This is a genomic window from Achromobacter pestifer, from assembly GCF_013267355.1.
Taxonomy (GTDB): Bacteria; Pseudomonadota; Gammaproteobacteria; order Burkholderiales; family Burkholderiaceae_B; genus Achromobacter; species Achromobacter pestifer_A.
This window is the reverse complement of record NZ_CP053985.1, coordinates 5,250,719-5,263,360: the sequence shown is the minus strand read 5'-3', so window position 1 is coordinate 5,263,360 and position 12,642 is coordinate 5,250,719. Positions and strand designations below refer to the sequence as shown.

General features: G+C 67.6%; 15 protein-coding genes. 7 read left to right on the top strand and 8 right to left on the bottom strand.

Annotated elements, in window-relative coordinates; translation table 11 throughout:
- Nucleotides 1-32: 32 nt before the first annotated feature.
- From FOC84_RS25005 to FOC84_RS24995, 3 genes are all read right to left on the bottom strand, one after another.
- Nucleotides 33-782 (bottom strand): alpha/beta fold hydrolase, encoded by a 750-nt coding sequence (locus FOC84_RS25005; protein WP_173147003.1) that lies wholly within the window; start codon nt 780-782, stop codon nt 33-35.
- 10 nt (nt 783-792) lie between these two features.
- Nucleotides 793-1,770: a Bug family tripartite tricarboxylate transporter substrate binding protein gene (locus tag FOC84_RS25000; protein WP_173147000.1), complete on the bottom strand. Its 978-nt coding sequence runs from the start codon at nt 1,768-1,770 to the stop codon at nt 793-795.
- 73 nt (nt 1,771-1,843) lie between these two features.
- Nucleotides 1,844-2,737 carry an MBL fold metallo-hydrolase gene (locus tag FOC84_RS24995; RefSeq protein ID WP_013394808.1) on the bottom strand — a complete coding sequence of 298 codons (894 nt, stop codon included), beginning with the start codon at nt 2,735-2,737 and terminating at the stop codon, nt 1,844-1,846.
- A gap of 110 nt (nt 2,738-2,847) precedes the next feature.
- On the opposite strand from FOC84_RS24995, the gene FOC84_RS24990 reads away from it, so the two are divergent.
- Nucleotides 2,848-3,801, top strand: a complete 954-nt coding sequence (locus FOC84_RS24990; protein WP_173146998.1) for a LysR substrate-binding domain-containing protein — start codon at nt 2,848-2,850, stop codon at nt 3,799-3,801.
- 22 nt (nt 3,802-3,823) lie between these two features.
- Here the strand turns inward: FOC84_RS24990 and FOC84_RS24985 are convergent, their stop codons facing one another.
- On the bottom strand, nt 3,824-4,204 hold the full coding sequence (locus FOC84_RS24985; RefSeq protein WP_173146996.1) for a tautomerase family protein: 381 nt from the start codon (nt 4,202-4,204) through the stop codon (nt 3,824-3,826).
- An 81-nt stretch (nt 4,205-4,285) separates the two neighbouring features.
- Here FOC84_RS24985 and FOC84_RS24980 point away from each other — a divergent pair, with 81 nt between their 5' ends.
- A complete protein-coding gene (locus FOC84_RS24980; protein WP_173146994.1) occupies nt 4,286-5,143 on the top strand; it encodes a LysR family transcriptional regulator in 858 nt (285 codons plus the stop codon).
- Between the two features lie 5 nt (nt 5,144-5,148).
- Here the strand turns inward: FOC84_RS24980 and FOC84_RS24975 are convergent, their stop codons facing one another.
- Nucleotides 5,149-5,868: an SDR family oxidoreductase gene (locus tag FOC84_RS24975; protein ID WP_042794220.1), complete on the bottom strand. Its 720-nt coding sequence runs from the start codon at nt 5,866-5,868 to the stop codon at nt 5,149-5,151.
- Between the two features lie 154 nt (nt 5,869-6,022).
- A complete protein-coding gene (gene alr, locus FOC84_RS24970) occupies nt 6,023-7,150 on the bottom strand; it encodes an alanine racemase (protein ID WP_173146992.1) in 1,128 nt (375 codons plus the stop codon).
- Nucleotides 7,151-7,279: 129 nt separating this feature from the next.
- On the opposite strand from alr, the gene hpnC reads away from it, so the two are divergent.
- Genes hpnC through hpnE form a run of 3 tightly spaced genes read left to right on the top strand, consistent with a single transcriptional unit; the run spans nt 7,280 to nt 10,294 of the window.
- A complete protein-coding gene (gene hpnC / locus FOC84_RS24965; protein ID WP_173146990.1) occupies nt 7,280-8,110 on the top strand; it encodes a squalene synthase HpnC in 831 nt (276 codons plus the stop codon).
- Between the two features lies 1 nt (nt 8,111).
- The gene (gene hpnD, locus FOC84_RS24960; RefSeq protein ID WP_173146988.1) at nt 8,112-8,975 is read left to right on the top strand and encodes a presqualene diphosphate synthase HpnD; all 864 of its coding nucleotides are present in this window, start codon (nt 8,112-8,114) and stop codon (nt 8,973-8,975) included.
- Complete coding sequence (hpnE, locus tag FOC84_RS24955) at nt 8,972-10,294, top strand: hydroxysqualene dehydroxylase HpnE (protein ID WP_173146986.1); 1,323 nt, start codon at nt 8,972-8,974, stop codon at nt 10,292-10,294. Before hpnD ends, hpnE begins: the two co-directional genes overlap by 4 nt.
- 15 nt (nt 10,295-10,309) lie before the next feature.
- Here hpnE and crcB read toward each other — a convergent pair whose 3' ends face one another.
- Both crcB and FOC84_RS24945 read right to left on the bottom strand, forming a co-directional pair.
- The gene (gene crcB, locus FOC84_RS24950; protein ID WP_173146984.1) at nt 10,310-10,702 is read right to left on the bottom strand and encodes a fluoride efflux transporter CrcB; all 393 of its coding nucleotides are present in this window, start codon (nt 10,700-10,702) and stop codon (nt 10,310-10,312) included.
- A 6-nt stretch (nt 10,703-10,708) separates the two neighbouring features.
- Entirely contained in the window at nt 10,709-11,263 is a 555-nt protein-coding gene (locus FOC84_RS24945; protein ID WP_088141406.1) for an HdeD family acid-resistance protein, read from the bottom strand.
- A gap of 188 nt (nt 11,264-11,451) precedes the next feature.
- Between FOC84_RS24945 and FOC84_RS24940 the strand changes: the two genes are divergently transcribed.
- Entirely contained in the window at nt 11,452-12,078 is a 627-nt protein-coding gene (locus FOC84_RS24940) for a PepSY-associated TM helix domain-containing protein (protein ID WP_173146982.1), read from the top strand.
- A gap of 28 nt (nt 12,079-12,106) precedes the next feature.
- Nucleotides 12,107-12,622: a DUF2271 domain-containing protein gene (locus FOC84_RS24935; RefSeq protein WP_173146980.1), complete on the top strand. Its 516-nt coding sequence runs from the start codon at nt 12,107-12,109 to the stop codon at nt 12,620-12,622.
- Nucleotides 12,623-12,642: the final 20 nt, after the last annotated feature.

Genomic DNA, 12,642 nt, shown 5'->3' with positions numbered 1-12,642 from the left:
GCGGGCGCCGGGGCTCCCCGCCCCGGCCCGATTCACCGCCGTGCCAGGAATTCGCGCACGGCGGTATTGAACAATAGCGGGCGCTCCAGGTGCGCGGCATGCCCGCAATCCGGCAGCACGCACAGGCTGCCGTGGGTCAGCGCTGCGCGCAGGTCCAGCGCCGAAGCCAGCGGATGGCTGCGTTCATGTTCGCCCGATATGACTAGCACCGGCGCGCGCACCGCCGCCAGGGCCTGCGTGTAGTCCACGCCTTCGACCGCCGCGAGCATCGAGGCCGCGCCGGCGGCGCTCATGGACATGCCGTCTTCCAGGCAGGCCGCATAGGCAGGCGCCTGCTCCCCCGCCCGGAACCAGGTCTCCAGCACGCGCCGGGCGGTCGCTCGTGGACCATCCGCGCGCAGGCGCGCCAAGGTCTGGTCCATGGGTTCGAAGCGCGCGGCGCGATCAACCCGCAGGCCGGCGCCATACAGCACCGTCCGGCCCAGACGTGCGGGAGCCGCGCACAGCAGCTGCTGTGCAACGAAACCGCTGAACGAATGCCCCAGCACGTCGAACGTCCCGATGCCGAGTTCGTCCGCCAAGGCGACGATCGCGTCCGCGTACGCCGGTAGTCCCTGCAAGGGCGCCGCTTGCGCATCGCGTCCGAAGCCCGGCCAGTCGGGTGCGATCACGTCGCGCTCTTGCGCCAGCGCGCCCGCCAGCCCATCCCAGATCGCGGACGATGAACAAAAGCCATGCAACAGAAACAGCGGACGGCCCGAACCGCGGCGCGTGTATTCCATGACGCCCTCCTCAGTTGTCCAGCACCACGCCGGATTCGCGCACCACCGCCTGCCATTGCGGCGCTTCGCTGCGCCAGGCCGCGGCGAAGGAAGCGGGCGTGTCCTGCCCAGGCACAAAGCCGCCGGCCAGGAACGCCTGGCGCACCTCCGGCAAGGCCAGCACCTCATGCAGGACGTCCGCAAAGCGCGCCACGCGCTCGGGTGGCGTGCCCTTGGGCGCGGCGAAGCCCCACCAGTTGCCTTGCACCACGTCCGGCATGCCGGCCTGGGCCGCGGTGGGCACGTCGGGCAAGGCGGCGAAGCGCTCGGGCGCCGCCACCGCGAGGGCCCGCACCTTGCCCTGCGGCATGTAGGCCGCGGCAATGCTGTAGCCACCGATGTACATCTGGATCTCGTTGGCCAGCAAGGCCTGCACGCCCGGCGAGGACCCTCGGTAGGCGATGTGCGTCATACCCGCGCCCATGGCGTGCGACAGGCGGTAGCCGGAAAGATGCGGCGTGGTGCCCATGCCCGGGGAACCATAGTTCAGCTTGCCGGCCTGCGCGCGCGCATACTGCGCGAACTGCGCGTAGTCCTGCGCCGGCACTTGCGCGCTGACATAGACGAAAGCGGGCACATCCGCCAGCTTGCCCACCGGCTCCAGGTCGGCCAATGGATCAAAGCCCAACTTGCGGTACAGGAACTGATTGATGACGAAATTGTTGGTCGCGCCCAGCACCAGCGTGTAGCCGTCGGGCTTGGCGCGCGCCACTTCCAGCGCACCGATATTGCCGCCGGCGCCGGTCTTGTAATCGACAATCAGAGGCTGGCCCAGGCGCTTTTCCAGCAGGGGCTGGATCTGGCGCATGGCCACGTCGCCCGCCGCGCCCGGCGCGTACGGCAGGACGATGCGGATGGGGTGATCGGGATACTGCGCCCAGGCGGCCAGCGGCGACGCCGCCACGCCCAAGGCTAGCAAAACGGATACGGCGCAAGTCCGGTACGTCATGGTGTTCTCCCTGGCCGGCGGGCATCGCCCGCGCACGCGCCGGCCCGGTGGCCGGCATTTTTCCTCGCGGATGCTACAGGTCGATGCGCATCAGGTCGTGCGCCAGCCGCAGCGGACCCGAGTAGTTCTTGCGGATGTCGGCCACGATTTCGTCCATCAGGTGCGGCCCCATCAGTTCCACCGGCAGATGCTTGGCCGCGGCGCGCTTGATCACCGGGCTGGTCGAATCGAAATGGCCGAAGTGCGTCGCCACCAGGCTCTTGACGCCGGCGCGGCTGGCGATGATGCCCAGGTCCGTGGGGCTGGTGTGCGCATAAGTGCCCACGCCGGTCTTGGCGCGATGCGCGATGAACGATTCGGGGAAGGTGCATTCATGGATCAGCAGGTCGGCGTCCTGTGCCAGCCGCACCATGGCTTCACAGGGCGCGGTGTCGCCGCTGAACGCGATGACCTTGCCTTCGGCCTCCACCCGCACGCCGAAGCATTCGCACACGTCGCGCGGAATGTGCTCCACCCAGTCGACCGAAATGCGCACGCGGCCGTCGTCGAACACCGGCCCGGGGCTGACTTCCCGCACCTCGGGGCGCATGGCTTCCAGGTTGGCCTGGCGCACGGGATAGGCGCTGCGCGCCTGGTAGTCGGTATGGTAGGCGCCGTTCTCGAACAGATGATCGACGAAATGGCGCGTGCCCTTCGGCCCCAGCACCAGCGGCGCGCCGGTCTTGTTCAGCATCCAGCTGGAGATGACGAAGTAGGGATAGTCGCAGATGTGGTCGTGGTGCAGGTGCGTCAGGAACACAAAGCCGACCTTGGCGGGATCGACATTGGCGCGCACCATCTGGCGCGTGGCGCCCTCGCCGCAATCGAACAGATAGTGGGTATCGTCATCCAGGGTCAGCAGGATGGCGGACTGGCCCCGGTCCGGATCGGGCAGCGCCGCTCCGGTTCCCAGCATCGTGATCTTCATGGTTTCCCCTTTTGTACAGGTCAGTTGAACTGCGATCCAGTATAGGTATGGGGTGCATACAATCTAATCAATTATTAGAATGCTGTGATAACCAACAGGAATTACACAAAATGCCTGCCACGCCCCGGATTCCAGAGCTGCACCACATCGGCGGACGCCTGCGCATGCGTCACCTGGATCTGCTGCGCGCCCTATACGCGCTGGGCAGCGTGCACAAGGCCGCGGCCGAGCTCGGCATGACGCAGCCCGCGGCCAGCAAGCAACTGCTGGAACTGGAGGACATGTTCGGCGTGCCGCTGTTCCAGCGCACGCGCCGCGGCATCGTACCCACGGGCTTTGGCCACGCGCTGGCGCGCAAGGCCGATGTGCTCTGGTCCGACCTGTCCGGCGCCCGCAACGAGATCGCGGCGCTGGCCGCCGGCGCCAGCGGCCGCATCCGAGTCGGCGTGCAGCAGGTGGCCCTGCCCGTGCTGGTGCCGCGCGCCTTGCAGCGCCTGCGCGCCGACCATGCCGGCGTCACCGTCATGCTGCAGGAAGGCGCGCACGATGCGCTGCTGGCCGGCCTGGCGCGCGGCGAACTCGATTGCGTGCTGGGACGCCTGATGCTGGATGCCACGCAACCCGTGTTCCGCACCGAAGTCCTGTATGAAGAGCCGATCTGCGTGGTGGCGCGCGTCGGCCATCCGCTGGCCAAGTCCACCCGCATCACCGCCGCCGCGCTGGCGCGGCAGGACTGGATCCTGCCGCCGCCGCAGGCGCCGCTGCGCCAGCGCATCGACTCCTACTTCGCCGAACAGGGGCTGACGCTGCGCGCGCCCATGGCCGAATCGGTATCGCTGCTGGCCAACGAGGTGCTATTGCGCAGCAGCGACGTGCTCTCGGCCATGCCGCGCGCCGTGGCGCAGCACTACGCCGCGCTGGGCGTGCTCGCGATCCTGCGATTCCGGCCCGACTGGAACCTGCCACCGGTGGGCGTGGTGCAGCGGGCGCAGGTGGAAGCGGCGCCGGCGCTGCTGCGCTTTCTGGATGCGCTGCGAGTGGAAGCCGGCGCGCTGGGCGCGTAGCGCCGCAGCCGCCCCGCCGGTCTCAGGCGTATTGCGCGAGACCATATCCGAAAGACCAGTTCTCTTTCGCCACTTCCACCAGGTTCACGAACACGTCCTCGGGCCGCAGGCCGGGATCGTCGCCCAAGCGCTGCGCGATCCGCTGGAACAGTGCTTTCTTCTGCTCCAGGCTGCGCGTGTTGTTCGCGGTGATCTGGATGTACACGAGGTCATCGCTACGCGCCACATCCATGTAGGTCGGGCTATAGCGGAAGTTCGACGCATCATGCTCGGTCATGGTCATGAATTGGTCGTCTTCGGGAACATTGAACGTTTCGCGCATGGCCAGATAGATATTGTCGAAGATGGCCTGGCGATAGGCTTGCGGCTTTCCCGCGCGCAATGAGACATGGACTAGCGGCATAGTGGGTTCTCCCTGTTGAGCAGCCTCATGTTAGTCATTCTGATAAGCTATGGCTCTATATTTCAATAATAAGTATCTGAAATGACTGAGCGCTCGCTGGACATCGCTGCCGTCAGGGCCTTTGTCCGCATTGCCGAGTTGGGCAGTTTCACGCGCGCCGCCGAAGTCCTGCACACGACACAGGCGGCCATCAGCCTGAAACTCAAGCGGCTCGAGGACCGCCTGGGCTTTCGCCTGATCGAACGCACGCCGCGGTACGTGGAGCTTTCGGCACGGGGCGCCGCCTTTCTTGGGCAGGCGCGCGAACTCCTTGCGGCGCACGACCGCGCACTGTCCGTCGCGGCCGAGGGCAGGCAACGCCTTGCCATCGGCATCAGCGAACATGTGGCGGGCCCCGAACTGCCGGCGCTGATCGCACGCATGAACGCGGCGGATCCCCAGTTGCTGATCGAAATCCGGATTGCCTCGTCCGGCGACCTGCTCCAGAGCTTCGACCGGCGCGAACTCGATACGGTGATCGTGCGCCTGCATGCGGGACGCGACGACGGACAAGTCCTGACCAAGGAAAAATTCGGCTGGTTCGCGGCGCCCGGCTGGCAGCATCGGGCCGGAGAACCGTTGCCCCTGGCCACCATGGCGCAACCTTGCGGCGTGCGCGCCATCGCCGAACAATTGCTCGACGAATCGGGCATACCGTGGACGGAGGTCTTTGTGGGCGGCGGCGTGATGGCGGTCGCGGCCGCCGTAATGGCGGGACTCGGCGTTGCGGCGCTGTCTCCGCGCATGCTGCCCTTCGGCGCGGTCGACGCGGGTCCGAGATTAGGACTGCCTGCCCTGCCGCAATTGCCGGTCTTGCTGCACACCCGGGTCAGGGATGGCCGCAAGCGCGATGCGCTAACGGCCCTGGGCGCGGCGTTCCGCAGCGCAGTGAAAGGCTGAAAGCCTCAGGAACGGCCGCCCAGGCTGCCGCCGCCGTCCACGCCCAGCACCTGGCCGGTGATGAAGCCGGCGTCGTCCGACAGCAGGAAGGCGATCGCGGCCGCGACTTCGGCGGGCGTGCCCAGGCGCTTCATCGGCACGGAAGCCAGCGCGCGTTTTTCCGCGTCGCTGCCGGCCGGCCGCGTGGCTCGGAACATCTCGGTTTCGATCGGGCCGGGAGCCACCGCGTTGGCGGTGACGCCATATTCGGCCAGCTCCAGCGCCCAGGTGCGCGTGCAGCCCACCAGCGCGCTCTTGGCGGCCGAATAGGCGGTGCGTTCCAGGCCGCCGTGAATGGCGCGGCTGACCACGTTGACGATGCGCCCGGCGCGGCGCACCTTCATGGATTCGATGAACGCCTGGGTGACCTGCACGGCCACGCGCACGTTCAGGTCGAGCACGTTGTACAGCGTTGCCAGGTCGATCTCGCCCAGCGGCTGGGGCGAGACGATGCCCACATTGTTGACGACGGCGTCGACCGGGAATTTCTCGCGGATCTCGCGCAGCACTTCCTCGGTGCGGCCGGCATCCGCCAGGTCACAGGCGTAGAGGTAGCCCGGGAAATCCACGTCGGTGGTGTTGCGCGCGATGCCCACCACATGACAACCCATGTCGGACAGCCGCTGAGTAAGCGCCCAGCCTATGCCTTTGGTGGCGCCCGTGACGAGCACGCATTTGTCCTTCATGGGTTGAAACCTCGCTTCTGTTTTCTTGGTAAAAAACGGGCGCTTGGGCGCCCGGTCTTCCAAGTAGACACCATCCGGCGCTGCCTGTCTTGTAAATTGCGTAGCAATTCTTGCCAGCCGGACGGCCCGCCAGACAGCGCGGAACCGGGCCGCCTCAGACGTCCCGGGTGACCGGAACGCGCGGCGCCAGGGCGCACAGCAGCTCGTAGCCGATGGTCCCGGCGGCCTGGGCCACCTCGTCCACGGAGGGGCCTTCCTCGCCCCAGAGCGACACGGGCGAGCCGACGCCGGCGGCGGGGACGGGCCCCAGATCGACGATCAGCATATCCATGGAGACGCGGCCCACCAATTGGGTGCGGATGCCGGCCACCACCACCGGCGTGCCGGTGGTCGCGTGGCGCGGATAGCCGTCGGCATAGCCGCAGGCGACGATGCCGATGCGCATGGAGCGGTCGGCGCGGAAGATGGCGCCGTAGCCGACGGAATCGCCCGCCTTCAGATCCTGCACGGCAATGATTTCCGAGCGCAGCGACATGGCCGGTTTCAGACCGAAGGAAGCGGCTTCGGCGTCCGCGAACGGCGAGGCGCCGTACAGGCAGATGCCCGGGCGCACCCAGTGCGCCTGGGTTTCCGAGGCGACGGCGATCTCGGCGAAGCGCAGCGTGGCGGCCGAATTGCAGACGCTGATGGCGCCCGGCATCTTATGCGTCACCGAATTGAACACCGCCAGTTGCTCGTTCACGCCCTGGGGGCCGTCGGCGCAGGCGAAATGCGTCATCTTGCCCACCGAGCCCAGCACGCCCTGCTGTTGCAGCAGCATGGCGCGCTCATGCGCGGCGGCATAGGCGGCTGGGCTGAAGCCCAGGCGGTTCATGCCGCTGTTCAACTTGAGCATGATGTCGACGCGGCGCGAGAAGCGCGCGCGAGCCAGCATGTCCAGCTGCTCCCGGTTGTGCACGGTGGCGCTCAAGTGGTAGCGGTCGACGATGTCCAGGTCGGAGGGTTCGAAAAAGCCTTCCAGCAGCAGGATGGGCCCGCCCCAGCCCGCCTCGCGGCAGCGCACGGCCTCGTCCAGGTCCAGCATGGCCAGGCCTTGCGCCTTGGAGAAGCCGGCGACCGCCTGCTCGATGCCATGCCCATAGGCATTGGCCTTGATGACCGCCCAAATCGAGGGCGGCAGGCCCGATGCGGCCTCAGCGGTCTGATCCAGGTGGCGACGCACGGCCGCAAGGTTGTGCGCAAGAGCGGAAACGGAGACGGTGGCTGAGATTGGGCGCGGCATGGTGTGGGATCCTGTGGCGCTTAAGTCTAACTGATCCTCGCCTTGCGCGGCGTTGCGCCGTGTCACGGAAATGCGACTACTCTAAAATGGAGAGGTCCTGGCTCCAAGGCCAGATCCGCAAGCCCACATATGCCCATCGATCACTACGAGAATTTTCCCGTCGCCTCGCTGCTGCTGCCGCGCAGGCTGCGCGGCGCCGTGACCGATATCTACCGGTTCGCGCGCGCAGCGGACGACATCGCCGACGAAGGCAGCGCCACGGACGCAGAACGGCTGAACCAGCTGGCCGCCTTCCGGGCCGAGCTGCACCGCATCGGCGCCGAACCGGGCGCCACGCCCGAACCCGGCTCGCCCGAGCTGGCCGGCATCTTCGTGCCGCTGGCGGCCACCATCGCGCGCCACCAACTGCCCATCACGCCGTTCTACGACTTGCTGTCCGCCTTCGAGCAGGACATCAGCGTCAAGCGCTACGAAGACTACGCCACGCTGGCGGACTACTGCACCCGCTCCGCCAATCCGGTGGGCAGGCTGATGCTGCACCTGTTCGAGGCCACCAATCCGCAGAATGTCAGCGAGGCCGACGCCATCTGCACCGGCCTGCAGTTGGTGAACTTCTGGCAGGACGTGCGGGTGGACTGGCACAAGCAGCGCGTCTACCTGCCGCAGGAAGACCTGCGCCGCCACGGCGTGACGGACGAGGACCTGGCGGCCTGCCGCCTGACGCCCGCCTGGCGCGACCTGATGGCCTTTGAAGTCGAACGCGCCCGCGCACTGCTACACTTCGGCGCTCCGCTGGCACGCCGCCTGCCGGGCCGCATGGGCCTGGAGCTGCGCCTGGTGGTGCAAGGCGGGCTGCGCGTGCTGGAGCGTATCGAGGCGGGCGGCTACGACGTATTCATGAATCGCCCCGAATTGGGCGCCAAAGATTGGGCCATCATGTTGTGGCGCGCAATTACCTGATATGACCCCTGACGAATACTGCCAGGAGAAAGCCGCCAAGAGCGGTTCCAGCTTCTATTACTCGTTCCTGTTCCTGCCGCCTGAGCGGCGGCGCGCCATCACGGCCCTGTACGCGTTCTGCCGCGAAGTGGACGACGTGGTGGACGAATGCACCGACCCGTCGCTGGCCCGCGTCAAGCTGGCCTGGTGGCGCACGCAGGTCGACCAGATGTACAACGGCAATCCGGACCACCCGGTGACGCGCGCCCTGCAGCCGCACCTGCAAAGCTGTTCGATCACGCGCGAGCGCCTGCTGGCCGTGATCGACGGCATGGAAATGGACCTGGACCAGACCCGCTACCTGGACTGGCCGGGCCTGCGCAAATATTGCTGGCACGCCGCCGGCGTGGTGGGCGAACTGTCCGCCGGCGTCTTCGGCTATTCCGACCCCAAGACCCTGGTCTATGCGGAAAAGCTGGGGCTGGCGTTCCAGATGACCAACATCATCCGCGACGTGGGCGACGACGCCCGCCGCGGCCGCATCTACCTGCCCGTCAACGACATGCAGCAGTTCGAGGTCAAGGCCTCGGACATCCTGAACGGCGAATACTCCGACCGCTTCAGCGCGCTGATGAAGTTCCAGGCCGAGCGCGCCCGCGAACTGTACCGCGAGGCCATGAGCAACCTGCCCGAGGCCGACCGCCGCGCGCAGCGCCCAGGCCTGATGATGGCGGCCATCTACCACGCGCTGCTCGACGAGATCGAACGCGACAACTGGCAGGTGCTGCACCAACGCATCTCGCTCACCCCCTTGCGCAAGCTGTGGCTCGCCTGGAAGACCTGGGTAGGCGGCGGACGCGGACTGGTCCGCCGGTTGGGCCGGTGAAGGCGGCGGTCATCGGCGCCGGCTGGGCCGGCCTGGCAGCCAGCGTCGCGCTGCGCGAAGCCGGCGCCAAGGTCACGGTGTTCGAAGCCGGCCATACTCCAGGCGGACGCGCCCGGCGCGTCTTCCACACCGATTTCGACGCGCCGCTGGACAACGGCCAGCACCTGCTGTCGGGCGCCTACAAGCACACGCTGGCGCTCATGCGCCGCGTGGGCCGCAACCCGGACGCCTTGCTGATGCGCCGGCCCTTGCAGCTGGCCAGCCTGGACGGCCGTTTCCGCCTGGCCGCGCCACGGCTGCCGGCGCCGCTGCACATGGCTGCTGCGATCCTGCGCGCGCGCGGCCTGTCCTGGAAGGACCGCCTCGCGACCCTGCGCCTGATGCGCGGCCTGAAGGCCATGTCGTGGACGCCGCCGCGCGAATGGACCGTGCTGCACCTGCTGCACTACCACGCGCAATCGGACGCGCTGATCCGCCAGATCTGGGAGCCGCTGTGCCTGGCCGCGCTGAACACGCCCGCCGCCACGGCCAGCGCCGCGCTGTTCGCGCGCGTGCTGCGCGACAGCCTGACCGGCAGCCGCGAAAACAGCGACATGCTGCTGCCCTGCACCGACCTATCCGCGCTCTGGCCCGACGCCGCGGCGCGCCAGGTGACCATGCGCTACGGCAGCACCGTGCGCCAGCTCCGCCCGTCCGCCGAGGGCATCGACATCAACCAGGAACGGTTCGACGCGGCCGTGCTGGCGGTGCCGCCCTCGTTCGCCGCGCGGCTGCTCGACGCCCCGCTGCGGGAAGCCGGCGCCACCGGGCTGCTGGATGCGCTCAAGGCATTCGAATACATGCCCATCGCCACGCTGAACCTGCGGCTGCAGGATCCCTGGCGCCTGCCTGAACCCATGATGATGCTGCGCGAGGAATCCGCCCGCGACCACTACGGCCAATGGTTGTTCGACCGCGCGCAGCTGGCCGGCGACACCAAGGCCGGCGAACTGGCCGTGGTGACCAGCGCGGCCACCGGCATCGCGGAACGCAATCGCCGGCAGGTCATCGAAGCACTGATCGACCAGGTGGCCGAACAGGCGGCGCGCCATCCCGCGCGCCTGCCGGCCATGCCGGACGTGACGGCCGCGGAACTGTTCATCGAAAAGCGCGCCACCTTCGCGGCGGTGCCAGGCCTGACCCGCCCGCTGAACTCCACGCCCTGGCCCACGCTGGCGCTGGCCGGCGACTGGACCGACACGGGCTATCCGGGCGTGCTCGAAGGCGCGGTGCGCAGCGGTCTGCAGGCCGCCCGCGTGCTGAATCCGGCAGCTGCCTGAGCGCCGCCGCCGGCCTTAACGCAGCAGGTTGGCGGTGGCCAGGCCGGCCACCGTCAGCAAGAGCGACCCGACCAGGCTGAAACCCGCATAGCCCAGCGCGCTGGCGTAGGCGCCGCGCTCCAGCATCGCCACGGTCTCGGCCGAAAAGGTCGAGAACGTGGTCAAGCCCCCCATGAAACCCGTGATCGCACTCAGCCGCACCCAGGCCGGCCATTCGGGATGCCCGGCCACCAGCGCCAGCGCCAGGCCCACCAGATAGCCGCCGGCCAGGTTCACCGCGAAGGTTCCCCAGGGCCAGGACTCCACGTTCAGCCACAGGCTGACCAGCCAGCGGACCCAGGCGCCGAACATGGCGCCCACGCCCACGGCCAGGAAATTCAGGGGAATCAGGGTTTGGTATGCGGACATCGGACTTCAGGACGCCTTGTGCTGTTTGAGCCGGAAGGAAAAGACCAGCAGCAGTATGCCGAAAAACACGGCGTAGGCGCCGATGACCCAGACCAGCGCCAGCGCGCCCGCGCCGGGCTGCATGATCAGCATGCCGCCGAACAGGATGGAAACCAAGCCCGACAGGCCCAGCAGCCATTCATTGCGGATGTCCTTGCGGAAACGGATCGCGGCCACGACCTGGAACACGCCGGACACCAGCGCCCAGATCGCGATGATGTAGAGCAGGACCAGCGCGGTCAGGCCGGGATAGAGGAAAGTGACGATGCCGGCCGCGATACCCAGCAGGCCCACGATGATGAGCGCCCACAAGGGCTTGCCTTGGTCGCGGATGCGCACGCCGGCAACCAGGGCCAGCACGCCGTCCACCAGCGCGAACGCGCCCCACACCAGCACCAGGGCGGACAAGGTGATGGCGGGCATGAGCAAGGCCATGAGGCCGAACAGGATGGCGACGACGCCGCGCAAGGCCACCCAACCCCAATGACGACCGATCTGATCCACGACTTGCTGTTCAAGCATGACGACCTCCGGTGTTTGTAACGGGTGGCCTATCTTATCGCCGCTGGCCGGCTGGCGCCACGGCGCCCCCTCCCTGCCGCCGCGTGCCGCCCGAAACCGATTGAAATTTCCTTGGGCGGACCATCCCGGCATTTATAAGAGTCATTCTCATTAAATGTTAGAATCCGCGGGCTTTCACCCTATACCCCATGGACAGTCAACCCACCCCTCGCCGCCGGGCCTATTGGCTCAAGACGCTGCACCAATGGCATTGGATCAGCTCGGCGCTGTGCCTGTTGGGCATGCTGCTGTTCGCGGTGACGGGCCTGACCTTGAACAACGCCTCGCACATCGAGGCCCGGGCCGTGGTGACCAGCCGCGAAGCCCGCATGCCCGCTGCCGTGCTGCAGCGACTGTCGCCCCCGCCCGCACAAAAAAAAGCGCCGCTGCCCGCACCCGTCGCGCAGTGGTTGGACCAGACGCTGGACGCGTCCGCCGCCGGCAAGCCGGCCGAGTGGTCGGCCGACGAGGTCTATCTGTCGCTGCCGCGCGCCGGCGGCGACGCCTGGCTGTCCATCGACCTGGCCAGCGGCGACGTGGCATACGAACGCACCGACCGCGGCTGGATCTCGTACCTGAACGACCTGCACAAGGGCCGCAATACCGGCCTGGCCTGGAGCTGGTTCCTGGACATCTTCGCCGTCGCCTGTCTGGTCTTTTCGCTGACCGGACTGGTGCTGCTCAAGATGCATGCCGGCAACCGCAGCGCGACCTGGCCCATGGTCGGTCTGGGCGTGGTGATCCCGGTGGTGCTGGCCCTGCTTTTCATTCATTGATTCCAACGATCCGCCCCTGGAGATTTCCATGCGCAAGCTGTTGCTGTCGGCCCTGCTGGCCGGCCTGATCGCCCGAACGGCCCAAGCGGCCGACATCGGCCTGTCCATCGAGATCCCGCGCCTGGACGTGGCGGAGTACCACCGCCCCTACGTGGCGATCTGGATCGAGAACCCCGACCAGAGCGTGGCGACCGACCTGGCCGTCTGGTACGACGTGGCCAAGAAGAACAACGAGGGCACGGAATGGCTCAAGGACATGCGCCAATGGTGGCGCCGCAGCGGCCGCAACCAGCAATTTCCGGTGGACGGCGTCAGCGGCGCCACCAAGCCCGTGGGCAAGCACGCGCTGAGCTTTGATGCGGCCAGCAAGCCGCTGTCGGGCCTCAAGCCCGGCCAGTACGCCGTGGTGATCGAAGCCGCGCGCGAAGTCGGCGGCCGCGAGCTGCTGCGCATCCCCTTCCAATGGCCGCCGCAAAAGGCCGAGCAGTTGACGGCGCGCGGCGAACACGAACTGGGCGCCATCGCGCTCGACCTGAAACCCTGAGATCCCCAAGGAGCGCAACG

Coding starts and splice junctions, on each gene's coding strand:
- FOC84_RS25000 (WP_173147000.1), bottom strand. CDS start 1,770: ATGACGTACCGGACTTGCGCCGTATCCGTTTTGCTAGCCTTGGGCGTG.
- alr (WP_173146992.1), bottom strand. CDS start 7,150: ATGCCGCGCCCAATCTCAGCCACCGTCTCCGTTTCCGCTCTTGCGCAC.
- FOC84_RS25005 (WP_173147003.1), bottom strand. CDS start 782: ATGGAATACACGCGCCGCGGTTCGGGCCGTCCGCTGTTTCTGTTGCAT.
- FOC84_RS24940 (WP_173146982.1), top strand. CDS start 11,452: ATGGACAGTCAACCCACCCCTCGCCGCCGGGCCTATTGGCTCAAGACG.
- hpnC (WP_173146990.1), top strand. CDS start 7,280: ATGCCCATCGATCACTACGAGAATTTTCCCGTCGCCTCGCTGCTGCTG.
- crcB (WP_173146984.1), bottom strand. CDS start 10,702: ATGTCCGCATACCAAACCCTGATTCCCCTGAATTTCCTGGCCGTGGGC.
- FOC84_RS24995 (WP_013394808.1), bottom strand. CDS start 2,737: ATGAAGATCACGATGCTGGGAACCGGAGCGGCGCTGCCCGATCCGGAC.
- FOC84_RS24980 (WP_173146994.1), top strand. CDS start 4,286: ATGACTGAGCGCTCGCTGGACATCGCTGCCGTCAGGGCCTTTGTCCGC.
- FOC84_RS24990 (WP_173146998.1), top strand. CDS start 2,848: ATGCCTGCCACGCCCCGGATTCCAGAGCTGCACCACATCGGCGGACGC.
- FOC84_RS24985 (WP_173146996.1), bottom strand. CDS start 4,204: ATGCCGCTAGTCCATGTCTCATTGCGCGCGGGAAAGCCGCAAGCCTAT.
- FOC84_RS24945 (WP_088141406.1), bottom strand. CDS start 11,263: ATGCTTGAACAGCAAGTCGTGGATCAGATCGGTCGTCATTGGGGTTGG.
- FOC84_RS24975 (WP_042794220.1), bottom strand. CDS start 5,868: ATGAAGGACAAATGCGTGCTCGTCACGGGCGCCACCAAAGGCATAGGC.
- hpnD (WP_173146988.1), top strand. CDS start 8,112: ATGACCCCTGACGAATACTGCCAGGAGAAAGCCGCCAAGAGCGGTTCC.
- FOC84_RS24935 (WP_173146980.1), top strand. CDS start 12,107: ATGCGCAAGCTGTTGCTGTCGGCCCTGCTGGCCGGCCTGATCGCCCGA.